The sequence below is a fragment of the Salegentibacter salegens genome (assembly GCF_900142975.1).
Taxonomy (GTDB): Bacteria; Bacteroidota; Bacteroidia; order Flavobacteriales; family Flavobacteriaceae; genus Salegentibacter; species Salegentibacter salegens.
In genome coordinates this window covers 2,008,401-2,033,801 of the sequence record NZ_LT670848.1, presented here as the reverse complement: position 1 = coordinate 2,033,801, position 25,401 = coordinate 2,008,401, and the positions used below count along the sequence as shown (strand labels likewise).

Below are 25,401 nucleotides of genomic sequence, written 5' to 3'. Positions count from 1 at the left end.
ATAGATGGAAAGATTACCCAAACTCGGAATTCCTATTGTTATAGGAATCGTACTTTTAATAATTTTTGTCGCTAAATCTACCGTTACCATTGGTTCCGGTCAGGCTGGCGTTCTTTATAAAACCTTTGATGAAGGTGTAGTTACCGATGAGCCTCCTTTAAATGAAGGTTTTCATTTTGTAGCTCCCTGGAACAAAGTATTTGTTTATGAAGTGAGACAACAATCTCTTGAAGAGAAAATGCAGGTTTTAAGTTCTAACGGCCTTCAAATTGATATTGATGCTTCTACCTGGTTTCAGCCTTCTTATGCTAACCTGGGGAGCTTACACCGCGAAAAGGGTGAAGAATACATTAGGCGTTTGCTCCAGCCTGCGGTAAGATCGGCAGCAAGATCGGTTGTAGGAAGATATAATCCTGAGCAACTATATGCCAGTAAAAGGGAGGCTATTCAAAAAGAAATTTTAGAAGAAACCCAAATTTTACTTAAAGATCAATATGTTCAGGTTAACGAGGTTCTGGTACGTGATGTATCCCTCCCTCCAAACATTAAAGATGCGATAGAGCGCAAATTACGCCAGGAGCAGGAGTCTTTGGAGTATGAATTTAGGTTGACCAAAGCTACGCAAGAGGCAGAACGCCAGCGTATTGATGCTGAAGGTAAAGCGCGTGCAAACGAAATTTTGAATGCTTCCTTAACTCCTAACATTTTAAAGGAAAAAGGAATTCAAGCCACGGTAGAACTCGCTAAATCTAATAACGCCAAAACGGTTGTTATAGGTTCAGGCGAAGGAGGATTACCCTTAATTTTAGGTGGTTCAAATTAAAATATTGAAAATGAAATCTATTTTCTTAAATATTGCAAGGCTTTCTATTTTTATAGGAAGCCTTGCTCTTTCTGCACAAACCAGTTCTGTAAATAATTCGGGGATACTGGAAACAGCTGAACCTGTTGAAGTAGGAATGTCTTCAGAAAGAATTCAGAAGATTGAAGCAATGCTGAAATCGGCAATTGATGATAATCAAATTCCGGGAGCGGTCGCTTTAATAGCCCGCGATGGGAAAATTGTTTTTCACGAAGCTTATGGTGAAGCAAATGCTTCGGGAAAACAACTTGAAAAAGATGCGATTTTTAGATTAGCTTCCCAAACAAAAGCCATTACGGCCACAGCGGTGATGATGCTCTGGGAAGAAGGTAAATTTCGCTTAGACGATCCTATTTCAAAATATATTCCTGAATTTAAAGATCCCAAAATTCTAAAGAATTTTAATGAATCTGACAGCAGTTTTACTTCTACGCCAGCTGAAAATGAAATAACTATTCGACATCTGCTAACGCATACTTCTGGACTTGGTTATGGAGCGATAGACAGTGACGAGCGTATTAAAAAGATTTACGCAAAGGCGGGAATTACCGAATTGTTCACTGAAGAAGAAGTTAGCATTGGAGAAAATGTAAAGAAATTAGCGACTTTACCATTGCACCACGAACCCGGTGAAAAATTTACTTATAGTTTAGGTTTAGATGTGCTTGGTTATTTTATTGAAGTAATTTCAGGACAGGGTTTTGATGAATTCTTACAAGAGAGAATCTTCGATCCGCTAGAAATGAATGATACAAGATTTTATCAGCCTTTAGAAAATAAGGATCGCTTAGTGTCTGTACAGCATAAAAAAGATGAGAAATGGGAAGATTTTCCGAACACGTTTTATAATACAGATTATCCGTTAACAGAAAATGGTACTTTCTTTTCTGGTGGTGCGGGACTTTCGGGAGCGGCAAAAGATTATGCTAAATTCCTTCAAATGTATCTAAACGGGGGAGAATACAATGGCACACGTTTATTAAGCCGAAAAACGTTAGCTATTATTCTGGGTGATCAAAGCGGTGAAAAATTTAATTTTCCCAATCAATATTACGGCCTTGCTTTTGGAGTGGTTAGCGAAACCGGAGAAATTTCTGGAGGGCAGGGTAGTGCAGGTACTTTCGAGTGGGGTGGCTATTTCAATACACAGTATTTCGCCGATCCCGAGGAGCAAATCATTGGTATTCTGTTAAAGCAAACCCAGGGTAATACAGACGATGAGACTGCCTGGAAATTCAGGCAAATGCTTTTTAGTGCTATTGATGATTAGAATAATACAACCTTATTAATTCTAATAAAAGATGGTAAGCACAGTATTTTTAATCAAACAATTCATAAAAAACAAGAAAGCTGTTTTGCAGTTTAAAATTTATATTTAGATTTGTAATCACAATGAAGAACTTTCAATTACATCACCATCATTTTTACAACTGCGCTCAGGCGAGGTAAATTTGGTGTGTTGTAATTTCCAGCATATTTAAGACCCGTTTGAGCTATTCAAACGGGTTTTTTGTTTTATATAACCATCAAGCTTCATTTAAAAAATTTGAAGTTTAAAAGAAAAATTAAAATGAGTCAGGAAAAATTAAGAATTGCTATTCAAAAATCGGGTCGGTTAAATGAAGATTCGCTAAAAATATTAAAAGACGCAGGAATTTCTATAGATAACGGAAAAGAGCAGCTTAAAGCCTCTTCCCGCAATTTTCCTTTGGAAGTTATGTATTTGCGAAATGGTGATATTCCGCAGTACCTAAGAGATGGTGTGGTAGATGTTGCTATTATTGGAGAAAATGTTTTAATCGAAAAAGGGAATGATATCATCCAGGGAGAAAAATTAGGTTTCTCTAAATGTCGTGTTTCTCTCGCAGTACCAAAGTCGATGAAATATACCGGAATTCAAGATCTGGACGGGAAAAGAATTGCAACTTCCTACCCTAATACGGTAAATGAATTTCTTGAAAAGAAAGGAATTACGGCCGAATTGCATATTATTAATGGCTCTGTGGAAATTGCTCCAAACATTGGCCTGGCCGATGGTATTTGTGATATTGTTTCCAGCGGAAGCACGCTTTTCAAAAACGGGCTGAAAGAAGTGGAAGTGATGCTAAAAAGTGAGGCTGTACTGGCTATTTCGCCTAAAATTTCAGAAGAGAGAAAAACTATTTTAGAGAAATTACAATTCAGGCTGAAATCTGTTTTAAACGCTAGAACTTCGAAATATATTCTTTTAAATGCGCCAAATAATAATTTAGAAAATATCATCAAATTGCTACCGGGAATGCGCAGCCCGACCGTTTTACCACTTGCTGAAGAAGGTTGGAGTTCTATCCACACCGTAATTAACGAAGAGCGTTTTTGGGATGTTATCGATGAATTAAAACAAAACGGTGCCGAAGGTATTTTAGTAGCTCCAATCGAAAAAATGGTACTTTAACCAGCATGATGCTGGATTCAAAATTATAAACAGGCATATATAATGAGCCAGTTAAGAATTCCAATTATGGAATTAAAATTATATACTGATGAAAAAATTTTTTAATCCTTCCCAGGATGAATGGCCGGAAATTTTAAAACGCCCAACGCAAACCGTAGAAGATATTGAAGAAACGGTAAACCAGGTTTTTGCTGAAGTAAAAGCCAAAGGAAACGCCGCAGTTTCAAAATATACTGAACTTTTTGATGGAATAAATCTTGAAAACACCCGGATTTCTGAAGATGAAGTGAGGTTAGCCGAATCTCGAATTTCAGAAGATTTAAAGCAAGCCATTCAACTGGCCAAAAGAAATATCGAAAAATTCCACACCGCTCAGAAAACCGAACGATTTGAAGTTGAAACTACAAATGGCGTAATATGCTGGCAGGAAAAAAGACCAATTCAAAAGGTAGGTTTATATATTCCCGGCGGCAGCGCTCCCTTATTTTCTACTATTTTAATGTTGGCTGCTCCCGCAAATATAGCCGGCTGCAAAGAAATTGTACTTTGTACGCCACCCGATAAAGAGGGAAATGTACACCCCGCCATTCTTTATACGGCTGCGTTATGCGGAGTAACTAAAATCTTTAAGATTGGAGGAATTCAGGCAATTGCGGCAATGACGTTTGGGACGGAAAGTGTCCCTAAAGTTTACAAGATCTTTGGTCCCGGAAATCAGTTTGTAACTGTTGCCAAACAATTGGCTACTCGATATAATGTTGCCATAGATATGCCTGCCGGACCTTCAGAACTTCTGGTTTTTGCCGATGATACGGCAAATGCAGCCTTTGTAGCATCAGATTTGCTGAGCCAGGCGGAACACGGCGCCGATAGCCAGGTTATTTTGGTATCTAGCTCCAAAGACCTTATTGAAAAAGTTGGAATTGAAGTGGAAATTCAATTGAAAGATTTACCCCGAAAAAGTATTGCTGAAAAAGCTATTGCCCATTCCAGACTGATTTATATTGAAAACAAGGAAGATATCCTGGAAATAATTAACGAATACGGTCCCGAACATTTTATAATTTGTGCCGAAAATGAAACTTTTTATACTGAAGGAATTCAAAATGCAGGTTCGGTTTTTATTGGTAATTATACGCCAGAAAGTGCTGGAGATTATGCTTCTGGAACAAACCATACTTTACCAACAAATGGCTACGCCAAGCAATATAGCGGTGTAAACCTGGACAGTTTTATGAAGAGTATGACTTTTCAGAAGATTTCAGAAAATGGAATTCGTAAAATCGGTCCTGCTATAGAATTAATGGCAGAAGCAGAAGGTTTACAGGCGCATAAAAATGCGGTGACTTTACGATTAAAGGAATTGAAATAATTTTTAAAATTTCGTCACCCTGAACTTGTTTCAGGGTCTAACTTAATTACATCTTAGATTCTGAAATAAATTCAGAATGACGCTATAAGACCCATTCAAAAAGAATGAAAAACTTAAATATAAATAACCTGGTAAGGCCGAACGTGGCCGGTTTAAAACCTTATTCTTCGGCCAGGGACGAATACCAATCTACGGGCTCAGAAATGGTTTTTCTGGATGCTAATGAAAATCCGTTTCAAACTGATGTAAACCGTTATCCAGATCCGCAACAACGAAGCCTAAAGGCCGAATTGGCAAAAATTAAAAATATTTCGACAGAACATATTTTATTGGGAAATGGGAGCGATGAAGTGCTGGATCTATTGTTTCGAGCATTTTGTGAGCCGGGCGAAGATAATGTGATCACTTTACCGCCAACTTATGGAATGTATAAGGTACTGGCTAATATCAATAATATAGAGAATAAGGAAGTTTTACTAAATTCAGATTTTGAACCAAATGTTGAAGAAATTCTGAATTCGGTAGACCAAAACACAAAAATGATCTTTTTGTGTTCGCCGAATAATCCTACCGGAAACTCATTTTCCGAAGAAAATATATTAGAAATTCTGGAAAGTTTTAATGGACTGGTAATCATTGACGAGGCCTATATCGATTTTTCAGCAAAAGATAGTTGGTTAAAAAAGCTTCAGGATTTTCCTAATTTGGTGGTTACGCAAACGCTTTCCAAAGCATTTGGGATGGCTGGAATCAGGTTGGGAATTTGCTATGCTTCGGTAGAAATTATAGAGATTTTAAATAAAATAAAACCTCCCTATAATATAAACGAATTAACTCAGGTAAGAGCTTTAGATCGTGTGTTAAGAAAGGGAGAAGTAGATACGGAAGTGTCTGATTTGCTCAAGGAAAGAACTCTTTTAAGTGAAGCTTTAGTTGAAGTTAAATTTATTGAAAAAATATATCCTTCAGATGCTAATTTCATATTAGTCAAAGTAGATGATGCAAATAAAAGATATGATCAACTATTAGAAAAAGGTATAGTAATTAGAAACCGAACCACACAACCGCTTTGTGAAAATACCTTAAGGTTTACGGTTGGGACTGGAGAGGAGAATGAGAAATTACTGAAGGCTTTGCGAAGCCTTCAGTAATTCGAAATGCTGAATTTGTTTCAGCAATTACAAAAAAATAAAGTTCCCCTCCTTTTCAAGGAGGGGTGCCCGCAGGGCGGGGTGGTTCAAACCAAACTAAGTAATAGAATTAAAATTTAAAGAATATTAGATTTCCGCCTTCGCGGAAATGACAAAATAGATTATGAAAAAAGTATTATTTATAGATCGTGATGGGACTTTAATTCACGAGCCGGAAGATTACCAGGTAGACCGTATTGAAAAGCTGGAGTTTTATCCGGAAGCTTTATATTATTTAAAGAAAATTGCCACAGAACTGGATTTTGAGTTGGTTATGGTGACTAATCAGGATGGTTTGGGAACAGAAGCCTATCCTGAAAAAGATTTTTGGCCTATTCAGAACTTTATTCTTCAAACCTTTAAAAATGAAGGAGTGGAGTTCAAGGAAGTGCTAATGGACCGCACTTTTGCAAAAGATAATTCTCCTACCCGGAAACCCAATACCGGACTTTTAGAAGAGAAGTATCTGAATAACGAAGAAAACTATGATCTCAAGAATTCTTTTATGGTCGGTGACCGACTTACAGATATTGAGTTTGCTTATAATTTTGGTGGAAAAGGTATATTTATAGATACCCACGAAGATTTGGCAACCGATGAAGTCAAAAATGATAAGGGCAAGATTAAAGAAACCATCTCTTTAAAAACTGGTAGTTGGAAGAAAATCTATGAATTTTTAAAATTAAACGACAGAACTGCAGAGATAAGTCGGAAAACCAATGAAACCGATATTTTTATAAATCTTAATCTGGACGGAACCGGAAAATCAGAAATAAGCACTGGAATTGCATTTTTTGATCATATGCTGGATCAGATTGCACGTCACGGGCAAATGGATCTTAGGGTTCAAGTTAAGGGCGATTTAGAAGTTGATGAGCACCATACCATAGAAGATACGGCAATTGCTTTGGGGGAAGTTTTTAGTAAAGCTTTGGGCAACAAACTTGGTATAGAACGATACGGTTTTTGCCTGCCTATGGACGATTGCCTGGCGCAGGTGGCTATAGATTTTGGAGGAAGAAACTGGATTGTTTGGGATACCGAATTTAAACGTGAAATGGTTGGAAAAATGCCTACGGAAATGTTCTACCATTTCTTTAAATCGTTTACCGATGGTGCTAAAGCTAACCTAAATGTGAAAGCCGAAGGTCAAAACGAACATCATAAAATTGAAGCGATATTTAAAGCTTTTGCCAAAGCAATTAAAGTAGCGGTAAAACGCGATGCTGAAAAAATGATTTTGCCATCAACTAAAGGAATGCTGTAAAAGATAAATTTGAGCTGAGTTACGAGATCTTTAAACTCTATACTCAGTACTAATTACTCAATACTAAAAAATGAAAATAGTTATTATTGATTACGGAGCCGGGAATATTCAAAGTATAAAATTTGCGATAAAAAGACTTGGATATGATGCGATTTTAAGCAGCGATGCTGAAGAAATTAAAGCGGCAGATAAAGTGATTTTCCCTGGAGTGGGCGAGGCCAGCAGTGCAATGAAAATGCTAAAGTCAACCGGTTTAGATAAAGTGATTCCAACTTTAAAACAGCCGGTATTAGGAATTTGCCTGGGAATGCAGTTAATGTGTACTTATTGCGAGGAAGGAGATACAGATGGCCTCGGAATTTTTCACGCCAACGTAGTGAAATTCGACAATAAATTAAAAGTTCCGCAAATTGGATGGAATAAAATTTATGATCTAAAATCAGCGCTGTTTACCGGAATTTCAGAAGGAGAATTCGTGTATTTGGTGCATAGCTTTTACGTTAAAGAATGTGCAGAAACCATTGCCTCTACTGAATACGGAGTGGAATATACTTCCGCAATTCAGAAAGATAATTTTTATGGAGTTCAATTTCATCCTGAGAAAAGTAGTGACGCCGGTGAGAAAATTCTGGAGAATTTTCTAAAGTTAGAAGTACGAAATTAAAAGGACGAAGGGATGAAAGATTTAAAAAGCAGAACAAAGCAGTTTGCATTAGATTGTTGGTTTTTCTGTAGGAAAATACCTTTCCAGAGAATACAAAGCATATGCTAATCAGCTTATTCGTTGTTCCAGTTCGGTGGGGGCTAATTATAGAGCTTCTCAACGTGCGAAATCTACTGCCGATTTTATAAATAAACTCAAAATTGTTGAAGAAGAAGCAGATGAGAGTATGTATTTTCTTGAATTATTTATGGAAATTATGAAAGATAAAGAAATTGGAAAAGCACAAAACCTACACCGTGAGGCAGAAGAGATATTGGCCATTACTGTAGCATCAATAAATACAGCAAGACGCAAACAACAAAACAAGAAAACATAATTTTAATTTTTAATACTTCGTATTTCAAACTTCTAACTTCGTACTTTAAATGAGAATAATTCCCGCTATAGATATTATTGAAGGTAAATGTGTTCGTCTTTCCAAAGGCGATTACAATACCAAGAAAATTTATAATGAAAATCCGCTGGAAGTGGCTAAGAATTTTGAGGCACACGGAATTCAGTATTTACATTTGGTAGATCTGGATGGCGCAAAATCAAAAAATATTGTAAACCATAAAATCCTGGAAGAGATCGCTTCAAAAACCAACTTAAAAGTTGATTTTGGTGGTGGATTAAAAACCGATAAAGATTTACAAATCGCTTTTGAATGTGGCGCCCATCAAATTACCGGTGGAAGTATTGCCGTTAAAGACCCTGATACTTTTAAATCCTGGATTCAGAAATTTGGTTCAGAAAAAATTATTCTTGGAGCTGATGCTAATAACGAGAAAATAGCGGTTAGCGGCTGGCAGGAGGAATCTAATAAAGAACTGATTCCTTTTATACAGGAATACCAGGAAGAAGGTATAAACTATGTAATTTGCACCGATATTTCTAAAGACGGTATGCTGGAAGGTCCTTCCTTTGAACTTTACCGCAGAATTCTTGAGGAAACATCATCAGAAGATAAAAAACTAAAACTTATAGCTTCCGGAGGAATTTCTACCTTTAGCGAGTTACCAGAATTAGCTGAACTTGGCTGCGAAGGCACTATAATAGGAAAAGCGATTTATGAAGGTCGTATCCAGATGAAAGAATTAGAGAAATTTATAATTGAGAGAAGTTAGTATTTGTATTGCTAACTTTTCACTTCTAAAATTAAGAAAATGCTTACAAAACGAATTATACCCTGCCTGGATATTAAAGACGGAAGAACCGTTAAGGGAGTGAATTTTATAGATTTACGCGATGCCGGTGATCCTGTCGAACTCGCAGAAATTTATGCGAAGTCGGGGGCAGATGAATTGGTTTTTCTTGATATCTCGGCTACTGAAGAGAAGCGAAAAACTCTGGCCAATTTGGTTAGACGGGTTGCCGAAAAAGTAAACATTCCTTTTACAGTTGGCGGTGGAATTTCATCAGTAGAAGATGTGGATATTTTACTTAAAAATGGAGCCGATAAAGTTTCGATAAATTCTTCGGCGGTCAAAAATCCTGGACTAATTAACGAGCTTGCTGCTAAATTCGGGAGTCAGTGTATTACGGTGGCGATTGATGCTAAACAGGTGAACGGCGAATGGCTGGTGCATTTGGTTGGTGGAAAAATACCTACAGATATCAATTTATTTCAATGGGCTAAAGAAGTTGAAGAGCGTGGCGCTGGTGAAATTTTATTTACTTCTATGAATAATGACGGTACCAAAGCTGGATTTGCGAATGAAGCACTGGCAGTTTTATCATCAGAATTAAATATTCCAATAATTGCTTCAGGTGGTGCTGGAAATATGCAGCATTTTTGCGATACTTTTATTGAAGGGAAGGCTGATGCGGCACTTGCAGCCAGTGTTTTTCATTTTAAAGAAATTGAGATTAAAGATTTAAAAGAAGAACTTCGTAGAAATGGAGTGGAAGTTAGGCTTTAAGTGGAAGCGAGAAAAAAGAGAAGAGAAGGTAGAATAGAGAAACGAGCTTGGTTAGCGTTATATTTTCGTCAAGCTGAACTTGTTTCAGCTTCTAACTAGTTTGAAATAATTATTAGATATTGAAATAATCCCGAAGCTTCAGGTTGGGATGACGGGGTTCAAATCTTATAAAAAAGTTCCTCTTCAATAAAAATATTAGATCCTGAAATAAATTCAGGGTGACATAGATAAAGAAAATAAATATGAATATAGATTTTAATAAAAATAGCGACGGACTTGTACCTGCGATAATCCAGGACGCCTCAACAAAAAATGTCTTGATGTTGGGGTACCTGAACGAAGAAGCATTTTTGAAGACCAATGAAACCAAAAAAGTAACTTTTTTCAGCAGGAGCAAAAACCGTTTATGGACTAAAGGCGAAGAAAGTGGTAATTTCCTTCATCTTGTTGATATAAAAAATGATTGCGATAATGATACTTTGTTGATTTCTGTTAAGCCTGAAGGACCAACCTGCCATAAAGGAACTGATACTTGTTGGGCAGAAGAAAATGAGCCTAATTTCGGTTTCCTTTCTCAATTGGAAGGAATTATCGCAAAACGCAAAAGAATGAGCGAGGTTGAGCCTGAATTGCGAGAAGATAAAAACTCGTATGTGGTTTCGCTTTTTGACGCCGGAATGAATAAGATCGCACAGAAAGTAGGTGAGGAGGCTGTAGAAACGGTTATTGAAGCTAAAGATGATAACGCCGATTTATTCTTAAATGAAAGCGCCGACTTACTTTTTCATTATTTAATTCTGCTAAAAGCTAAAGGTTATTCCCTAAAAGATATCACAGAAGTTCTGGAAAAGAGACATTAAAGAGACTTAACCAGGTATATTTGAATGAACTGTTGTTAGTTTGCTAAATACAGCCTTAACTTCTTTATTTCTTTGCATCATTTATTTCTAACCAGTTTCCATCAGGGTCTGTGATATAAATTTGCTTTACTCCGTCAACGCGATTGGTAACCGCTTGTTTTTCTCCAGGCCAGTTTTCATAATGTATTTTATTTTTCTCCAGCACCTTGATAAAATTAGAAACAGATGAAACAGACAAGGAAAGATGGCTATTTTTATCGGGTTCAATAAAGCTAGATGCACCTTTAATTAAATGCAGTTGAACATTTGATCCCAAACTAAACCAGGTATGTTTGCCATCGTTAAATGGCTCGGGTATCTTTTCCAATCCGATGATGTTTTCATAGAAATTGGTACTTTTATCAAGATCAACTACATAAACTGCGATATGATCGATAGTGATTTTAGAATTAAGCTCTTGAGCTTTTGAGGAAAACGTAGAAAAGATGAAAAATAGGGTAATTAAAATGAATGATTTTTTCATATAGTTTTGTTGCGTAATGAAGCCAATATTTGGCTGTGGTATATTGTTCATTAATGTCAATTTTTGCCGGTCGGCCCGTATTTTAGCTCAACTTTAAATTCTCTAGACAAATATATTTTCCGCGAAGTAAAATTTGCGACCCTTATAAAACGAGATGTAATGGAAGCCGAAAATAGGGCTTCCATTTAACAAATAATAGAGTTCATTTTATTATTCTAAATGCTTTCTGCAGCATAATTTGCAACTGCGTGATCGTTTTCTACAGAACTTCCAGAAACTCCTACAGCTCCAATAATTTCACCGTTTTTGTTTTTTAAAGGCACGCCACCGGGAAACGTTATAAGTCCGTTGTTGGAATGTTAAACAGCGCTTCCCCGGGTTGGGATAATTTTCCAATTTCTCCGGTATTCATATCAAAAAATCGAGCTGTTTTTGCTTTTTTTATAGCGATATCTACCGAGCCCAACCAAGCGCCGTCCATTCTGGCGAATGCAGTTAGATTTGCGCCAGAATCTACGACGGCAATATCCATTTTTACATCTAATTCTTTCGATTTCTTTTCGGCGGCGGCAATTACTTTTTGTGCCTGTGCTAAAGTAATATTCATAATTTATGGTTTTTAATTTGCCCTAAATTATAGAATGAAAAATGGAATTTAGTGATTTTAAGAGGATTATAACGAATATTTAATCTTTGTTTCTCACGTAAATTAATTTGAATTTACTGCTTTGATTTGTTCGCGATTCAATTTCAAATTTATCTATAGAATGAATCATTGGGGTGAGTTTTTGAAAACCGTAATTACGAGAATCAAAATTGGGTTGTTTTTTCTGAAGCAAACTTCCCACATCGCCAAGGAATGCCCAGCCGTCTTCATCGGCAACATCTGAAATTGTTTGAGAAATAAGCCGAACCACTTTTGGAGTAATTTTATCTACGTTTTTCTTTTTAGTGGCCTTTCCGCCTTTTTCGGTTCCCTGTTCACTATCTTTTTCAGTATTCTTTAGAATTTCAATATAAATAAACCGGTCACAAGCTACGATAAATGGTTCGGGGGTTTTCTTCTCTCCAATTCCAATTACATTTTTTCCTGCTTCACGCAGTCTTGTAGCTAATCTTGTGAAATCGCTATCGCTGGAAACCAGGCAAAAACCATCTACTTTATCTGAATACAAAATATCCATCGCATCGATAATCATCGCAGAATCTGTAGCGTTTTTTCCTTGTGTGTAACCATATTGCTGAATGGGATTAATAGCGTTTTCCAGTAAAACATTTTTCCATTTTACTAAATGGGGTTTTGTCCAGTCACCATAAATCCTTTTAATAGTGGGATTGCCGTATTTGGCAATTTCTTCCATCATTTCTTTTATATAGGCCGAGGGGATATTATCTCCATCTATTAACACCGCAAGGTTTGTATCCATAAATTTTTTATTTATCTGGTAAAGATACTTTTTTTACCTAAAAAAGACGGCTCAAGGCCGTCTTTTCCTATTTTAGAATTAAATGCACTGCTTAATTAAAGCGATAAAGCGCATTCATTTTTGATTGCTTTTCGGGCATTTGGGCATCGGGGATTAGAAAAACATTTCCACCCTGTCTTAAAACTTCTTTGGCGGCCCAATTCATTAAAGAATAATTCTTACTCGTCTGCTCATCATCTATACTTACATTCATATTATCATTGTTATAAGTACCCCAGATTTCGCTTCGATTTTCAAGGAATAATGTATCTACTTTTCCCTGTTGGATTGCCGGAAGAATATCGGTTACTGAAGTGCCCGTATTATCGGTATAGTTCAGTTCATTAAATTTCTTCATTTTCTCCTTTTTTGTCTTTTCCAAAAAGGGTTCAAGGGTTTTTAAGGCTGCCTGATGCAAGCCAAACATATCGGTATCTGAAGGATTGCCAGGAACTACTTCTTCATAAAAATTTTGATAGGTGTTAGCTTCTTTATAAATAGGAAATAAATAATCCTGGCAAGCCACTACTAATGGTAACTTTTCTTTTTGTAGATATTCATTCAAACCTTTATCTACTGCATGGAAAAACCTTAGAATTTCATCTTTTCTTTCTCGGTCAGAACCGGCATGGCCGTGCATGTTTTTTTGACCCATGGAAGAAGCTCCACTTTTTTGTTGTAAGGTTTTTTCCTCATAGTCATAACCCACACGATCTTCTAATCTCGAAGGAACCAAATCGTCTATCTCTACGGTACCGATGCTAAATTTGGTAGCTTCATATAACTTTACTTCTTCAACCTGAAGGCTAAGCAAATTAAACCGGGCATCACCAGATAAGATAGGAACTAACGGTTTTATATAAAACTCGTTAGAAATATACGTATGCGTTTCAAAGTTTACGGGAAGCGTATATTTTTCAAAAAAACCTTCAGCGGCAAAAATTGCGAGTCCGTCGCTTTGATGGCGCCAAAAAGATTTATCGTTAATAAGCTCTTCAATGGGTTTACCAATTTCCTGAATTTTTTCTTCAGAAATATCTTTCTTCTTAAGCTCGTTTCCAACCTCTTTCCACAGAGATTTCAGGTGGGTTTTATTTTTTTCTTCCAATACATCTTTCCCAGCTCTTTCCGTTGGAATAAAAATAGAAATACAGGTTTTATTTTCTTGATTGCTTAATTTTTGCAGGTCTTTTTCATTAATCAAACTCATCTTACTAATTTTTTGGTTAACTGAATACTCAAGATAAGTTGATTTCGTGTTATTTCAATAGGCTTTAGCAGGGGTTTAACGCTAATCTTAAGAAGATGTCAAGAAATTGGTTTATTAAATATCATCGGGTTCCACGTGAATAAGTACGTCAAATATTTCGGGGAAGTGGGCCAGGAGTTCATTCTTTACATTGTGAGCAATATCATGACCTTCTTTTACGCTAATTTCTGCATTTACAGTAATATGAAGATCTACGTGATAGGTCATTCCGGTTTTTCTAACATAGCATTTTTCGGTATCTAAAACTCCGGTGACCCTGCCTGATATCTTTCTAATATCGTCAATCATATCATCATACATATGCTCGTCCATAACTTCGCCAAGCGCAGGGCGTAAAATGAGGTAGGCATTGTATAAAATAAATCCGGACGCAAAAAGCGCAGCCCAGTCATCTGCCGTTTCGTAACCTTTTCCCATAAAGAGTGCGATAGAAATTCCTATAAATGCCATTAGCGAAGTAATGGCATCGCTGCGATGGTGCCAGGCATCAGCCTTTAGAGAGGTGCTGTTTGTTTCATCGCCCTTTTTAGAAACTTTCCGGTAGAAATATTCTTTAATAATTATAATGACCGCAAGTACAATAAGGGTATAAGGTTCAGGAACTTTGTGCGGAGTCCTAATGTGATCTATACTTTCGTAAGCGATAACGGTAGCTGAAACCACTAAAAATCCTACTACAGCAAAAGTCATTAAGGGTTCGGCCTTGCCGTGGCCGTAAGGATGATTTTTATCTGGTGGTCGACTTGAATATTTAAGTCCTAATAGTACTAAAAACGACGAAAACACATCGGTAGTAGACTCAATGGCATCGGCGATTAATGCGTAAGAATTCCCCAAAATCCCGGTGATAAATTTAGCAATAGCCAATAGAGCGTTTCCTATAATGCTAAGCCAGGAGGCCTTTATTGCTTCGCTGCTATTTTGGTCCATTGGGTGGTGTGGTTCAGACTGCAAATTTAATGGGAATTATATTATTCAATGGAGATTAACCTATATTTCTAAAAAATCGTTTCACCTACCACCAAACAACAAATAAGCGTTCAAATTTATTGCCCGGTTTTTTTACCCAAATTAATGGTGCTCTTTTCTTTTCGAAAGAATTTTTAATTTGGCTAATTATTTCTGAATGATTAACCCAATTTTCGCCATGTTTTGGTAAAATTGGCCAGTCTTGCTTTTTTGGAGCGTAAAATTGGAAACCACGATATTCAGCTGAAATAAAATCTTTAAATTGAAGCCATATCCCCACCACACATTCATTATTAATTTCCTGGAAATGCTTATCCTGAAATTGTTTCGGCACAAATAAATTAGCTTTAAAACAAGTTTTCTGAAGTATTTCACCCGACTTTAAACCTAATGAATTCAACAACACTTTTGTCTCATCTTTAAAAAGTAAGGGAAACTGTTTTTCTTTTAGTTTTTCGGTTTTTTGTAGTAAAGTATCGCGGCGGTTGGGACCAATCCATCTGTTGGTTTCAGATGTGAAAGAAGGATCGTAAACATAGAATTTATAAACCATTTCAATATGAAATACTTGTCGGTTTATTAAGTCTTCTATTAGAAAATCGAGTTCTCCCAGGGTAATTTTATGCCGGCTAATTTGCATATTTTCAGCCAGGAGGTTATAGTTTGAGTTTTGCCTAATTATCCATTCAAAAAAGCGTTCTACCCGCTTTCCCATCACGAAATTTGAAGAGAGCGACGGTAAATCTTCGGTTAAAGATTGCGTTAATGGCTCCTCAATTCCAGGAAGTTTAAATTGCTCTATTTCCTGAAAGGGATTTATCCAAAGTGGAGGTGTTTTTAAAAAACCTTCAAATTGCTTACCAACACGATTTTCCATTTTTTTTATTTAGAGACCCAAGGTAGTTTTTGAAAGATCTAATTAATCTTTCTCCTCATCTGTGCTTAGCAGGTATCCAAAAGGTTTTAAAGTCGGAACATGATTAAAGACTACATTTAAAATTCCCAATACCGGAATGGCCAGGATCATTCCCATAACTCCCCAAATCATATTACCCAGAATTATTGCCAGGATAACAAAAAATGGATGAATATCTACCTTATCGCCTACAATAAACGGTTCCAGAACATAACTTTCAATAAACTGGACGATGGTAAAAGTTAGGATTACGCCAATTAGAATACTGGTTTCGCCCTGGGTTAGGTAACCAAAAATTAAGGCGAGACCCATCCCAATAATATTTCCTATAAAGGGAATAAGGGTAAGAAAAGAAGCAATTACTGCAATTAAAATATAATTATTCACGCCCGAGATCCCAAGCCCTATACTGTAAAGAATAGAAAGGATTATAATTAAGATTAATTTTCCTCTTAAATAAAACTGTGCAACCCGGGCAGTTTCATCAATAATTTGTTTGACTTCTTTTTTACGCTCATTTGAAAATAGTTTTAGAATAAATATTTTAAAGCGTCTTCTGTAATTCAGTAAGAAAAAAATATAAATAAAAGTGAGTAAATAGTTACTTAAAAAACTGATTACTGAGTTAAGAAAATTAAATGCCTTTTGACCCGAATTTCCGCCAGAAGTGAGCATACTTTGTATATCATTTTCTTCTTTGTATTGTTCTAAATCTTCGCTACTTAAAGCGGTATGCTCGTAAGCATAGTTTTGCAGCTGTTCTATTTTGGGGGTCATGGTTTCTTTAATTTTATCCCAATCGTCTACAAAATTTTTAACTTGGAAAGAGAGTAGAATAAAAACCCCAAAAGAAAATAAAAGTAAGAGTATGGTACTTAAAAGTGACGAAAATAGGCGGTTTAGCTTATTTTCCATAAGATTAGCTAATGGAATTAGCAGCAGTGCAAGAATTATTGCTGTAACTAATGGAGCAAGGAAGCCCTTGGCATCAACCAGGCCTGTAAAAAGAAAATAAGCGCCTATTACCAAAGCAACGAGCGGGTAGAGCAATGTTTTTTGTGCCGAATTCATTTAAAGTTGGTTTAAAGCTATGAAGGTAGAAAAAGAAATTTAATTTTTCTATTCTTCATAAAATTGAAACACATATTAACTATAAACCGGCAAACTTTCCTTTTCTACAAGATTTTTTAGCGATTCCAGGTTTTCTTCCCAACCTAATTCACAGTCTGAATAAAATTTATCTGCTTCAGATTTATTCGGAAAACCGGAATGTTCTAATTTTAAGACACAATAATTAGTTTCACACTGAATCCTAAATTTCACTTTAAATTTTGCCTTAAAGGGTAAATATTCGTTGTCAGCCAAATAGGTATAGTTGCTTAAGGTAAGTTTTACATGGGGTTTAAATTCTGAAATAGTGGCAGCAGCAATATAATCGGCTTTATCAGGGTTTTCTCCCCAGCTTAAGGCAAAAACACCATCTTCGTCTGGCACCACAATGGCCTGAGAAGCACCCCACCATTCTTTAATTAAATTTGGGCTTACCAGCGCATTAAACACCTTACTTCCATTTTCATTAATTCGAATTTCCTTCTTAATTTTTCGGGACATAAAACTGATTTTTAAATTAAACAGTATAGTTTATAAGAATTCCTCGCTTAAAAATGTAAATGCGAGTATTAAAAATTATCTATTTCGTTTTTGTTTATTTATTTAAATTTAAGAAAAATTAACAAGTCATTTTACAAAAATCGGAATTATTAATCTCTAAAATAGAGAATTCGATTTTTTCAATTAAAACAAACTTATAGCAATAATTGTTTGAATTATTAGACAAAACCTGATCCTACTCATATCAAATAAGCCATACGTATTTTAATTTTGTAAAAAACTATAGCTTTTATGTCTTCTAATCTTATTACTAAATATAACGTACCGGGACCACGTTATACCAGTTACCCTACTGTGCCGTATTGGGACGACAAAACATTTTCTTCAGGTGCCTGGGAAAACAGTTTAATACGAAGTTTTAAAGAAAATAAAGAAATTAGTCTTTATATACACTTACCGTTTTGTGAGAGCCTTTGTACTTTTTGTGGTTGTAATAAGCGAATTACCAAAAAGCATTCGGTTGAAACGCCCTATATAGAAAGCGTACTACGGGAATGGGATCTTTATCTTGAAATGCTGGGAGATAAACCAATTATTCGGGAAGTGCATCTTGGCGGTGGTACCCCAACCTTTTTTGCTCCTGAGAATCTTAAATTTCTTCTCAAAATGCTTTTTCGGAAAGCTGATAGAGATTGTGAAACAGAATTAAGTTTTGAAGGACATCCTAATAATACTACCAAAGAACATTTAAAAGTCCTGGCTGAACTTGGTTTTAGAAGGGTGAGTTATGGCGTACAGGATTATAGTGAAAAAGTACAAAAAGCTATACATAGAATTCAACCTTTTCAAAATGTAAAAGATGCTACAGATCACGCACGGGAAGCCGGTTTTACTTCGGTAGGGCACGATATTATTTTTGGGTTACCATTTCAAACCAAAGAAGATATTATTGATACCATAGAAAAGACAAAACAATTAATGCCAGATCGTATTGCGTTTTACAGCTATGCTCACGTACCGTGGATTAAAGGTAACGGGCAGCGTGGTTTTAAGGATTCTGATCTTCCCGGGGGAGATGAAAAACGGGAAATGTATGAAACAGGAAAGCAAATGCTGGAAGATGCCGGTTATGTAGAAATTGGGATGGACCATTTTGCACTTAAAAGTGACACTCTTTATAAAGCTGTAGAGGAAAAAAAATTACATAGAAATTTTATGGGGTATACCACTTCTTCAGGGACTTCTATGATTGGCCTGGGAGTTTCAGCAATAAGTGACAGCTGGTACGGTTTTGCACAAAATGAGAAATCGGTTGAAGCATATCAGGAACTTATTGCCGAAGGGATTATTCCGGTATTTCGTGGGCATATTTTAAATGAAGAAGATCTGGTGATAAGAAAACATATCCTTAATTTAATGTGTCGCCTGGAAACGAACTGGGCAGCACCTGAAGATTATTTTGAAGAATTACCAGAGGTACTTATTAAATTGCGGGAAATGGAAGCAGACGGACTCGTTACTTTTTCTAAAAATGGATTAACAATCCCTGAAAAGGGAAGAGCTTTTATTCGTAATATTTGTATGGCTTTCGATTTAAGAATGCAGGCACAAAAACCCAACACCCAATTATTTTCTATGACGGTTTAGTTTGAAAGTGGTAATGCAAAAAAGTCCGTTTGGAAACTTTCCAGACGGACTTTTTTATTGGGTTCTTTTTTTAAAAAAAATCAAGTTTTATTCTTTGTCATTTCCGCTGCCTATCATATTTAGAACAATAAGCACCAAGCCGGCACAAACAACAAAAAACATCGCGATTAGAAAAGTGCCCAGTTCCCAATTTACCAATGCAATAGTGTCAAATAAATTCATAACAAGTGTTTTAGGTTAATGGCAGCTTTGCGCTGCTGTAATTTCCGGAGTTATTTCCATAGGGGAGAGGTATGGAATTCCGAGTCCCATTCCTCTAAGTATAAACAGCATTCCCATTATTACTACAAACACGGGAACCGCTTTTCTAATTTTTGATCTAAGATTAAGATTAATAAAGTTTCCGAGGTAAATAGCGGCAGTCATTAAAGGCACCGTTCCCAGGCCAAAAAGTGCCATATATAAACTGCCTTCTAAAGCCGTTCCCGAAGCGATAGCTCCAAAAACCGCCATATAAACGAGTCCACAAGGGAGAAAACCGTTTAGAAATCCAATGGTATAAAAAGTATCGGGTGATTTTTGTTTCAATTGTTTTCCCAGGCTGCTTTTTACTTTTGAAACAATTTTGAAAATAAATTTTGAACCGTTGTATTTACTGAATTTTTTATACGGAATAAGAATTATCAAAATCATTAAAATTCCCACTAAAATTGAAAGTTGCTGCTGAAGCCCAAACAATCTAAAACTGTTGCCCAGCAACCCAAATAAAAGTCCTATAATGGCATAAGAGCTTAGTCTTCCAAAATGATAAAGCGCGATCTGGCCAAGTTTTTTTAAATTGTTTTTATGATCTACCGGCAATAAAAACGCAATAGGACCGCACATACCCACGCAGTGAAAACTTCCTAAAAGCCCGAATATTAGTGCCGAAACCCACATTTAGTAAACTATTTCGTTTTTATATAAATAGGGAGTTTCTTCATATTCCCAGTGAATATTGATATTCCAACGTCCATTAACCAAATTTTTATCCGCAATAAAAATTTGATGTGAGGTTAATTCCAAAGGGATATTAAAATCTAGCTTTGCATTAGACGGGCGATAAAAATTTAAATTTCCTGAAATTTTAGAAAGTTCCAGGTTTTTGGGAAACTCAACGAGCCATCCATCTTTTACACGGCGATCACTAATATTTTTTTCCAAAGAAAAAGCATTATTTTCTGCATCAATTTCCTCCTGATAGTGTAATTCTTTCTGGTAATATTCTTCGGTTACCAAATCGTGGTCAAATTTTGTGTCGGTGAGCATATTAATCACCAAATACATAATAAAACTGATAAAAAGTGCCATTCCAATCACAATTCCTGTTCCCCAGTTTATTTTCATCTTTTCCTTTTTTAATCCCATAATTGGGATATTTAATTCTATTCCTGTGTTTAATCGATATTGATGTCCAGTATTTTCTGTTTAATTAAAACTACGTGGTCCCATAAAGGTAGTGCTGGTAGTTTCTATTAACCTATCACCGCTATAAACCCCAATCTTGAGTTTTTCTTTTTCGTTTTCCAGTACGGCCGAATGAATTTCGATAAAAAGTGTTCCTTCGGTTAATTCCTGTCCCGGTACGGTAATATTTGAATGCTTTACCGGCTTTATTTCACCCTTATGGGATAATAACCTGAATTCAACATCTTCAAAATCGGCCGTAGTTTTATTTACCAGTTTATAGGTAAATACATTACTAACTATATTCTCGGCTTTACGTTCGTATAACTGGCCTGGTAACCTTAAGATCCTGGCTTCAATTTCGCTTCTTATAAACAACATCCCAACCAATACCGCGGTTAAAATTCCTAAAACAATACTGTAACCTTTTAACCTGGGCGTAAATTTGAATTTTGCTTTCTTTTCAATATTCTCTTCGCTGGCATACCTGATTAATCCTTTTGGAAGATCTACAGCTTCCATCATACTATCGCAGGCATCTATACATGCAGTACAATTTATACATTCCAGCTGCGTACCGTTTCTAATATCTATCCCGGTTGGGCAAACCTGTACGCATTGAAAACAGTCTATACAGTCGCCTTTTCCTGTTTCTGCACGGGTTTCATTTTTTTTGAATTTTGCCCTTCCTTTTTCTTTTTCTCCACGTTTGTGATCATAGGCTACAACAATAGATTTATTATCGAGTAACACGCCTTGCAGCCTACCATAAGGACAGGCAATTACACAAACCTGTTCTCTAAACCAGGCAAACACAAAATAGAATACCGCGGTGAAAATCAATAAAGAAATAAAAGTACTGAGGTGGTTAAAAGGACCATCAGTTACATATTGTATAAGACGGTCACTACCCATTAAATAGGCCAGGAAAACATTGGCAATTAGAAAAGAAATCACAAAAAACAAAAACCACTTTAAGGAGCGTTTTCTAATTTTTTCAGCATCCCATTTTTGTTTTTCAAGGCGCATTTGTTTGCCACGATCTCCTTCAATCCAGTATTCAATTCTGCGGAAAACCATTTCCATAAAAATGGTTTGTGGGCAAAGCCAGCCACAAAAAATCCTTCCGAAAGCAACAGTAAAGAGGATGATAAAAACCACCCCAATTACCATCATAATTACAAAAATGTGAAAATCCTGTGGCCAGAAAGGAAACCCAAAAATATTGAATCGTCTTTCCAGGATATTGAACATCATAAACTGATTGCCGTTAATTTTTACAAATGGAGCGGCAAAAAGTAAAATGAGCAATACATAACTTACATATTTTCTATACTCATAAAATCTACCTGAAGGTTTCTTCGGAAAAACCCATAGTCTTTTACCCTCGTCGTCTGCCGTGGCAATTGTATCTCTGAATTTTTCCTGATTTTCCAAAACCTGTTTTTCTAAAATTTATTCTGAATCTGCTACCCAAATGTCACCTTCAGGTGCTTTTGCGTCTGGAGGATTTGTTCCTTGTAGACTTAAAACATAACTGGAGACCTGGGCTATTTCCTGGGCATTTAATTCAGATTTCCAGGCAACCATACCTTTCCCGTCGCGACCACCTTCAGAAACTGTTTGAAATACATTACTAATTCCTCCTCCTAAAATCCAATGCTCATCGGTAAGGTTGGGGCCAATGCTTCCGCCGCCATCTGCCTTGTGACAAGCCATGCAACTTGTCATAAATATTTGTTCTCCTGCTTCAAGATCTGAAGCTTCTGTTAAAAGTTCTACAGAAGAGGCGTCTATTAAATCTGGATTTTCTGCTTTATAAGCTTCCACATCTTTCTCAGCTTTTGCAACCTCGGCCAGGTATTCCTCTCTTTGGGTTTCTCCATCAAAAATGTGATAGTAGGCCATATACACAAAAGCAAAAACAATACTGATGTAAAAACCATAGAGCCACCAGGCGGGAAGATCGTTGTCCAGTTCTTTAATACCATCGTAATTATGATCTAAAAGAATTTCTTCTTCTTTCTCCACAGGTTGCTGATTTAGCATCTTCTTATAGAACTTTTTTAAGCCTACGAACTGCTTGTCAGAATTTTCAATTTTCAACTTTGTATAATGTTGCTGCGCGTCAGGCTTTAGACTTTTAAAAACCATACTTTCTAAAGCTGCCAGAGAGACTTCTATGGCTACAGCAATTACGAGTACTACAGCCAGTATCCACCAAATAACGGGATATTGTTCAATGGCCCATCCGCTTTCAGTTTCAACGGTTAATTCTATTAAAATCAGGGCAAGAATTAGGAACCCCAGAATTCTTAAATATGCTATCTTTTTCATAATTCCTGGTTTTCTGGTTTAGTATCCAGGGGTAATTTACTTACCTCTTCTATATCTTGCTTTTTTGCGGTAATTACCCATAGAAAAAGCACTACAAAAAAGATGAAGAAAATGAGCAGGGAAATTAGCGGGTAGATCATCACCCCGTCTATACTTTCCATATGGCCTTTTACAAATTTAAACATGCTTAGTTGGTTTTAGTGGTTGATACTTCTACATCTTTAGCCTTAATGTCAGTCCCAAGACGCTGTAAATAAGCTATTAGAGCAACAATTTCACGGTTTCGCATTTCTACGAATTCGGTATCGTTTTGTTCTGCAAATTCCTTTTCAGCTTCATAAGTTTTCACAAAGTCAGGATCTGCATAGAGATTTTTCTCAATTTGAGTTCCCTGTTCTGCCATCCACTGCTGGGCGTTTTCTATTTCCTCTAAAGTATATGGCACGCCAAGCTTGCTAAGAGCTTTCATTTTAGCTTCGGTATCACTTTTATCAAGTTCGTCTGTAATTATCCATTTGTAAGACGGCATTATAGAGCCTGAAGAGGTACTCTGCGGATCGTACATATGGTTTAGGTGCCAGTTATCGGAATATTTACCGCCTACCCGCATTAAATCGGGACCGGTACGTTTACTTCCCCATAGAAAAGGATAGTCGTAAGCATATTCCCCGGCTTTAGAATATTCGCCATAGCGTTCTACTTCACTTCTAAATGGCCTAATCATTTGTGAGTGGCACCCCACACAGCCTTCCCGAATGTATATATCCCGGCCTTCAAGTTCTAATGGCGTATAAGGTTTTACACTGGAAATTACCGGTACATATTCATCTACCATTAGCGAGGGTACTATTTGTACCACACCACCAATTAAAATAGCGATCGTAGCAAAAATGGTAAGTTTTACAGGTCTTCTTTCTAACCAGGAGTGGTAAGCTTCACCGGTAGTTCTTTTACGGGTTACTTTTTGTAAAGGAGCAGCTTCAGCTAACTCATCTTCAACTTCACTTCCCTGTCTAATAGTTTGTACAATATTATAAAGTAGAATAAATGCACCTACAATATATAAACTACCACCAATTGCACGCATCCAGTACATTGGCATAATAGAAGTAACAGTTTCCAGGAAGTTTCCGTAGGTAAGGGTTCCGTCGGGATTAAATTGTTTCCACATAGAAGCCTGTACAAATCCGGCAACGTACATTGGTAAAGTGTAAATAATAATTCCCAGTGTACCAATCCAGAAGTGGGCATTGGCTAGTTTAATAGAAAAGAGTTTTGTTTTAAATAATCTTGGTACTAACCAATAAACCATACCAAAAGTTAGGAAACCGTTCCAGGCTAAAGCTCCAACGTGAACGTGAGCAATAATCCAGTCGCTAAAATGCGCGATCGCATTTACGTTTTTAAGCGAAAGCATAGGTCCTTCAAAAGTTGCCATCCCGTAACCGGTAATAGCTACTACAAAGAATTTAAGAACAGGATCGGTTCGTACTTTATCCCAGGCACCACGTAGGGTTAATAGTCCGTTGATCATACCTCCCCAGGAAGGGAATAATAGCATAACCGAAAAGGCTACACCAAGGTTTTGTGCCCAGTCTGGTAAGGTTGAATATAATAAATGGTGAGGTCCGGCCCAGATATAGATAAATATAAGAGACCAGAAGTGAATAATAGAAAGTCTATAAGAATAAACCGGCCTGTTGGCCGCTTTTGGAACAAAATAATACATTAAACCTAAAAAAGGTGTAGTAAGGAAGAATGCCACCGCATTGTGCCCATACCACCATTGTACTAAAGCATCCTGCACTCCTGAATACACAGAGTAACTTTTAAAAGCAGTAACAGGAATTTCAATATTATTTACAATATGAAGTACGGCTACGGTTACAAAAGTGGCAAGGTAGAACCAAATTGCTACATATAGGTGTCGCTGTCTTCTCTTGATCATGGTACCAATAAGGTTGGCACCAAAAGCAACCCACACCAAAGTAATAGCAATATCTATAGGCCATTCCAGTTCGGCATATTCTTTAGAGCTGGTAAAACCCATTGGTAGGGTGATGGCGGCTGCAACAATAATAGCCTGCCAACCCCAAAAGTTGAAATTACTTAAGAAATCGCTATACATCCTGGCTTTAAGCAAGCGTTGGGTGGAATAATAAACCCCTGCGAAAATGGCGTTCCCCACAAAAGCAAAAATTACCGCGTTAGTATGTAATGGCCTTAAACGGCCAAAACTTAACCACGAAATTCCGTCGGTTAGATCGGGAAATATAAACATAAAGGCGAGCAGCAGCCCTACACTCATACCCACTATACCCCAGAACAGGGTAGCTATAGTAAACTTTTTTACGATTTTATTATCGTAATGAAACTGTTCTACTTCCATAGTTAATTAGATTTCTTGTTTTTGGTGGAATTGGATTTATCAGATTTTGGTTTAACTAATTCATCGTCAAACAGCATCCTTACCGATGGTGTATAGACATCGTCATACTGTCCCTTTTTAACTGAAAAAATAAAGGCGACAAAGAAAATGAGGGCTACTAAAACACTTAATGCAAGTAAGAGGTAAATGATGTTCATTTAAAATGAATTTATTTTCA

Annotated in this window: 29 protein-coding genes; 12 read left to right on the top strand and 17 right to left on the bottom strand. The window is 36.6% G+C overall.

All coding sequences use genetic code 11. The annotated features are described in order from the left end of the window. Positions 1-4: 4 nt before the first annotated feature. The 11 genes from B5488_RS09130 to hisIE all read left to right on the top strand — a co-directional run bounded on the left by B5488_RS09130 (position 5) and on the right by hisIE (position 10,610). Positions 5-823, top strand: coding sequence for a prohibitin family protein (locus B5488_RS09130; RefSeq protein ID WP_079734976.1), 819 nt, complete (start codon positions 5-7; stop codon positions 821-823). Positions 824-833: 10 nt separating this feature from the next. Further along, positions 834-2,132, top strand: coding sequence for a serine hydrolase domain-containing protein (locus B5488_RS09125; protein WP_079734975.1), 1,299 nt, complete (start codon positions 834-836; stop codon positions 2,130-2,132). 300 nt (positions 2,133-2,432) lie between these two features. Next, complete coding sequence (gene hisG, locus B5488_RS09120; protein WP_079736570.1) at positions 2,433-3,296, top strand: ATP phosphoribosyltransferase; 864 nt, start codon at positions 2,433-2,435, stop codon at positions 3,294-3,296. A gap of 88 nt (positions 3,297-3,384) precedes the next feature. Next, complete coding sequence (gene hisD / locus B5488_RS09115; RefSeq protein ID WP_079734974.1) at positions 3,385-4,668, top strand: histidinol dehydrogenase; 1,284 nt, start codon at positions 3,385-3,387, stop codon at positions 4,666-4,668. Positions 4,669-4,772: 104 nt separating this feature from the next. Beyond that, complete coding sequence (gene hisC / locus B5488_RS09110) at positions 4,773-5,819, top strand: histidinol-phosphate transaminase (protein WP_079734973.1); 1,047 nt, start codon at positions 4,773-4,775, stop codon at positions 5,817-5,819. 163 nt (positions 5,820-5,982) lie between these two features. Then, complete coding sequence (gene hisB / locus B5488_RS09105) at positions 5,983-7,125, top strand: bifunctional histidinol-phosphatase/imidazoleglycerol-phosphate dehydratase HisB (protein WP_079734972.1); 1,143 nt, start codon at positions 5,983-5,985, stop codon at positions 7,123-7,125. Positions 7,126-7,195: 70 nt separating this feature from the next. Beyond that, positions 7,196-7,789 (top strand): imidazole glycerol phosphate synthase subunit HisH, encoded by a 594-nt coding sequence (hisH, locus tag B5488_RS09100; RefSeq protein WP_079734971.1) that lies wholly within the window; start codon positions 7,196-7,198, stop codon positions 7,787-7,789. A 133-nt stretch (positions 7,790-7,922) separates the two neighbouring features. Then, on the top strand, positions 7,923-8,165 hold the full coding sequence (locus tag B5488_RS09095) for a four helix bundle protein (RefSeq protein WP_231919717.1): 243 nt from the start codon (positions 7,923-7,925) through the stop codon (positions 8,163-8,165). 49 nt (positions 8,166-8,214) lie between these two features. Further along, on the top strand, positions 8,215-8,955 hold the full coding sequence (gene hisA, locus B5488_RS09090; protein ID WP_079734970.1) for a 1-(5-phosphoribosyl)-5-[(5-phosphoribosylamino)methylideneamino]imidazole-4-carboxamide isomerase: 741 nt from the start codon (positions 8,215-8,217) through the stop codon (positions 8,953-8,955). Between the two features lie 39 nt (positions 8,956-8,994). After that, entirely contained in the window at positions 8,995-9,750 is a 756-nt protein-coding gene (gene hisF, locus B5488_RS09085; protein WP_079734969.1) for an imidazole glycerol phosphate synthase subunit HisF, read from the top strand. Positions 9,751-9,992: 242 nt separating this feature from the next. Continuing rightward, complete coding sequence (gene hisIE, locus B5488_RS09080; RefSeq protein WP_079734968.1) at positions 9,993-10,610, top strand: bifunctional phosphoribosyl-AMP cyclohydrolase/phosphoribosyl-ATP diphosphatase HisIE; 618 nt, start codon at positions 9,993-9,995, stop codon at positions 10,608-10,610. A 64-nt stretch (positions 10,611-10,674) separates the two neighbouring features. Here the strand turns inward: hisIE and B5488_RS09075 are convergent, their stop codons facing one another. The 9 genes from B5488_RS09075 to B5488_RS09040 form a co-directional block, all read right to left on the bottom strand. After that, positions 10,675-11,184 carry a VOC family protein gene (locus B5488_RS09075; RefSeq protein ID WP_231919716.1) on the bottom strand — a complete coding sequence of 170 codons (510 nt, stop codon included), beginning with the start codon at positions 11,182-11,184 and terminating at the stop codon, positions 10,675-10,677. Between the two features lie 164 nt (positions 11,185-11,348). Then, positions 11,349-11,456, bottom strand: a complete 108-nt coding sequence (locus B5488_RS18340) for a heme-binding protein (RefSeq protein WP_317041923.1) — start codon at positions 11,454-11,456, stop codon at positions 11,349-11,351. A gap of 14 nt (positions 11,457-11,470) precedes the next feature. Further along, positions 11,471-11,740, bottom strand: a complete 270-nt coding sequence (locus tag B5488_RS09070) for a GlcG/HbpS family heme-binding protein (protein WP_317041922.1) — start codon at positions 11,738-11,740, stop codon at positions 11,471-11,473. A gap of 79 nt (positions 11,741-11,819) precedes the next feature. Next, positions 11,820-12,560: an NYN domain-containing protein gene (locus B5488_RS09065; protein ID WP_079734967.1), complete on the bottom strand. Its 741-nt coding sequence runs from the start codon at positions 12,558-12,560 to the stop codon at positions 11,820-11,822. A gap of 91 nt (positions 12,561-12,651) precedes the next feature. Beyond that, positions 12,652-13,809, bottom strand: a complete 1,158-nt coding sequence (locus tag B5488_RS09060; protein WP_079734966.1) for a baeRF7 domain-containing protein — start codon at positions 13,807-13,809, stop codon at positions 12,652-12,654. 114 nt (positions 13,810-13,923) lie between these two features. Further along, positions 13,924-14,799 (bottom strand): cation diffusion facilitator family transporter, encoded by an 876-nt coding sequence (locus tag B5488_RS09055; RefSeq protein ID WP_079734965.1) that lies wholly within the window; start codon positions 14,797-14,799, stop codon positions 13,924-13,926. Positions 14,800-14,884: 85 nt separating this feature from the next. After that, entirely contained in the window at positions 14,885-15,715 is an 831-nt protein-coding gene (locus tag B5488_RS09050; RefSeq protein WP_079734964.1) for a DUF1853 family protein, read from the bottom strand. Between the two features lie 42 nt (positions 15,716-15,757). After that, positions 15,758-16,825, bottom strand: a complete 1,068-nt coding sequence (locus B5488_RS09045) for an AI-2E family transporter (RefSeq protein WP_079734963.1) — start codon at positions 16,823-16,825, stop codon at positions 15,758-15,760. Positions 16,826-16,900: 75 nt separating this feature from the next. Continuing rightward, on the bottom strand, positions 16,901-17,365 hold the full coding sequence (locus B5488_RS09040) for an SRPBCC family protein (RefSeq protein WP_079734962.1): 465 nt from the start codon (positions 17,363-17,365) through the stop codon (positions 16,901-16,903). Between the two features lie 291 nt (positions 17,366-17,656). Between B5488_RS09040 and hemN the strand changes: the two genes are divergently transcribed. Then, positions 17,657-19,012, top strand: a complete 1,356-nt coding sequence (gene hemN, locus B5488_RS09035) for an oxygen-independent coproporphyrinogen III oxidase (protein ID WP_079734961.1) — start codon at positions 17,657-17,659, stop codon at positions 19,010-19,012. Between the two features lie 87 nt (positions 19,013-19,099). On the opposite strand, the gene B5488_RS18275 is transcribed toward hemN, so the two are convergent. The 8 genes from B5488_RS18275 to ccoS are packed head-to-tail and all read right to left on the bottom strand — an operon-like array spanning position 19,100 to position 25,381. Continuing rightward, a complete protein-coding gene (locus tag B5488_RS18275; RefSeq protein WP_257787181.1) occupies positions 19,100-19,234 on the bottom strand; it encodes a hypothetical protein in 135 nt (44 codons plus the stop codon). Between the two features lie 15 nt (positions 19,235-19,249). Continuing rightward, entirely contained in the window at positions 19,250-19,951 is a 702-nt protein-coding gene (locus B5488_RS09030) for a sulfite exporter TauE/SafE family protein (protein WP_079734960.1), read from the bottom strand. Beyond that, positions 19,952-20,419 (bottom strand): FixH family protein, encoded by a 468-nt coding sequence (locus tag B5488_RS09025; protein ID WP_231919715.1) that lies wholly within the window; start codon positions 20,417-20,419, stop codon positions 19,952-19,954. It abuts the gene before it with no gap. Positions 20,420-20,479: 60 nt separating this feature from the next. After that, a complete protein-coding gene (ccoG, locus tag B5488_RS09020; protein WP_079734959.1) occupies positions 20,480-21,895 on the bottom strand; it encodes a cytochrome c oxidase accessory protein CcoG in 1,416 nt (471 codons plus the stop codon). Positions 21,896-21,913: 18 nt separating this feature from the next. Beyond that, a complete protein-coding gene (locus tag B5488_RS09015) occupies positions 21,914-22,795 on the bottom strand; it encodes a cbb3-type cytochrome c oxidase N-terminal domain-containing protein (protein WP_079734958.1) in 882 nt (293 codons plus the stop codon). Then, positions 22,792-22,980, bottom strand: coding sequence for a cytochrome C oxidase subunit IV (locus B5488_RS09010; RefSeq protein ID WP_079734957.1), 189 nt, complete (start codon positions 22,978-22,980; stop codon positions 22,792-22,794). The genes B5488_RS09015 and B5488_RS09010 overlap by 4 nt, the downstream gene beginning before the upstream one ends. Positions 22,981-22,982: 2 nt before the next feature. After that, entirely contained in the window at positions 22,983-25,184 is a 2,202-nt protein-coding gene (gene ccoN, locus B5488_RS09005) for a cytochrome-c oxidase, cbb3-type subunit I (RefSeq protein ID WP_079734956.1), read from the bottom strand. A 2-nt stretch (positions 25,185-25,186) separates the two neighbouring features. Beyond that, positions 25,187-25,381 (bottom strand): cbb3-type cytochrome oxidase assembly protein CcoS, encoded by a 195-nt coding sequence (gene ccoS, locus B5488_RS09000; RefSeq protein ID WP_079718969.1) that lies wholly within the window; start codon positions 25,379-25,381, stop codon positions 25,187-25,189. Between the last annotated feature and the right edge of the window lie 20 nt (positions 25,382-25,401).

Excerpts from the sequence above, each read along its gene's own strand:
- B5488_RS09130 (WP_079734976.1), top strand. The coding sequence starts at position 5 with ATGGAAAGATTACCCAAACTCGGAATTCCTATTGTTATAGGAATCGTA.
- B5488_RS09125 (WP_079734975.1), top strand. The coding sequence starts at position 834 with ATGAAATCTATTTTCTTAAATATTGCAAGGCTTTCTATTTTTATAGGA.
- hisG (WP_079736570.1), top strand. The coding sequence starts at position 2,433 with ATGAGTCAGGAAAAATTAAGAATTGCTATTCAAAAATCGGGTCGGTTA.
- hisD (WP_079734974.1), top strand. The coding sequence starts at position 3,385 with ATGAAAAAATTTTTTAATCCTTCCCAGGATGAATGGCCGGAAATTTTA.
- hisC (WP_079734973.1), top strand. The coding sequence starts at position 4,773 with ATGAAAAACTTAAATATAAATAACCTGGTAAGGCCGAACGTGGCCGGT.
- hisB (WP_079734972.1), top strand. The coding sequence starts at position 5,983 with ATGAAAAAAGTATTATTTATAGATCGTGATGGGACTTTAATTCACGAG.
- hisH (WP_079734971.1), top strand. The coding sequence starts at position 7,196 with ATGAAAATAGTTATTATTGATTACGGAGCCGGGAATATTCAAAGTATA.
- hisA (WP_079734970.1), top strand. The coding sequence starts at position 8,215 with ATGAGAATAATTCCCGCTATAGATATTATTGAAGGTAAATGTGTTCGT.
- hisF (WP_079734969.1), top strand. The coding sequence starts at position 8,995 with ATGCTTACAAAACGAATTATACCCTGCCTGGATATTAAAGACGGAAGA.
- hisIE (WP_079734968.1), top strand. The coding sequence starts at position 9,993 with ATGAATATAGATTTTAATAAAAATAGCGACGGACTTGTACCTGCGATA.
- B5488_RS09075 (WP_231919716.1), bottom strand. The coding sequence starts at position 11,184 with ATGAACAATATACCACAGCCAAATATTGGCTTCATTACGCAACAAAAC.
- B5488_RS09070 (WP_317041922.1), bottom strand. The coding sequence starts at position 11,740 with ATGAATATTACTTTAGCACAGGCACAAAAAGTAATTGCCGCCGCCGAA.
- B5488_RS09065 (WP_079734967.1), bottom strand. The coding sequence starts at position 12,560 with ATGGATACAAACCTTGCGGTGTTAATAGATGGAGATAATATCCCCTCG.
- B5488_RS09060 (WP_079734966.1), bottom strand. The coding sequence starts at position 13,809 with ATGAGTTTGATTAATGAAAAAGACCTGCAAAAATTAAGCAATCAAGAA.
- B5488_RS09055 (WP_079734965.1), bottom strand. The coding sequence starts at position 14,799 with ATGGACCAAAATAGCAGCGAAGCAATAAAGGCCTCCTGGCTTAGCATT.
- B5488_RS09050 (WP_079734964.1), bottom strand. The coding sequence starts at position 15,715 with ATGGAAAATCGTGTTGGTAAGCAATTTGAAGGTTTTTTAAAAACACCT.
- B5488_RS09045 (WP_079734963.1), bottom strand. The coding sequence starts at position 16,825 with ATGAATTCGGCACAAAAAACATTGCTCTACCCGCTCGTTGCTTTGGTA.
- B5488_RS09040 (WP_079734962.1), bottom strand. The coding sequence starts at position 17,365 with ATGTCCCGAAAAATTAAGAAGGAAATTCGAATTAATGAAAATGGAAGT.
- hemN (WP_079734961.1), top strand. The coding sequence starts at position 17,657 with ATGTCTTCTAATCTTATTACTAAATATAACGTACCGGGACCACGTTAT.
- B5488_RS18275 (WP_257787181.1), bottom strand. The coding sequence starts at position 19,234 with ATGAATTTATTTGACACTATTGCATTGGTAAATTGGGAACTGGGCACT.
- B5488_RS09030 (WP_079734960.1), bottom strand. The coding sequence starts at position 19,951 with ATGTGGGTTTCGGCACTAATATTCGGGCTTTTAGGAAGTTTTCACTGC.
- B5488_RS09025 (WP_231919715.1), bottom strand. The coding sequence starts at position 20,419 with ATGGGATTAAAAAAGGAAAAGATGAAAATAAACTGGGGAACAGGAATT.
- B5488_RS09015 (WP_079734958.1), bottom strand. The coding sequence starts at position 22,795 with ATGAAAAAGATAGCATATTTAAGAATTCTGGGGTTCCTAATTCTTGCC.
- B5488_RS09010 (WP_079734957.1), bottom strand. The coding sequence starts at position 22,980 with ATGTTTAAATTTGTAAAAGGCCATATGGAAAGTATAGACGGGGTGATG.
- ccoN (WP_079734956.1), bottom strand. The coding sequence starts at position 25,184 with ATGGAAGTAGAACAGTTTCATTACGATAATAAAATCGTAAAAAAGTTT.
- ccoS (WP_079718969.1), bottom strand. The coding sequence starts at position 25,381 with ATGAACATCATTTACCTCTTACTTGCATTAAGTGTTTTAGTAGCCCTC.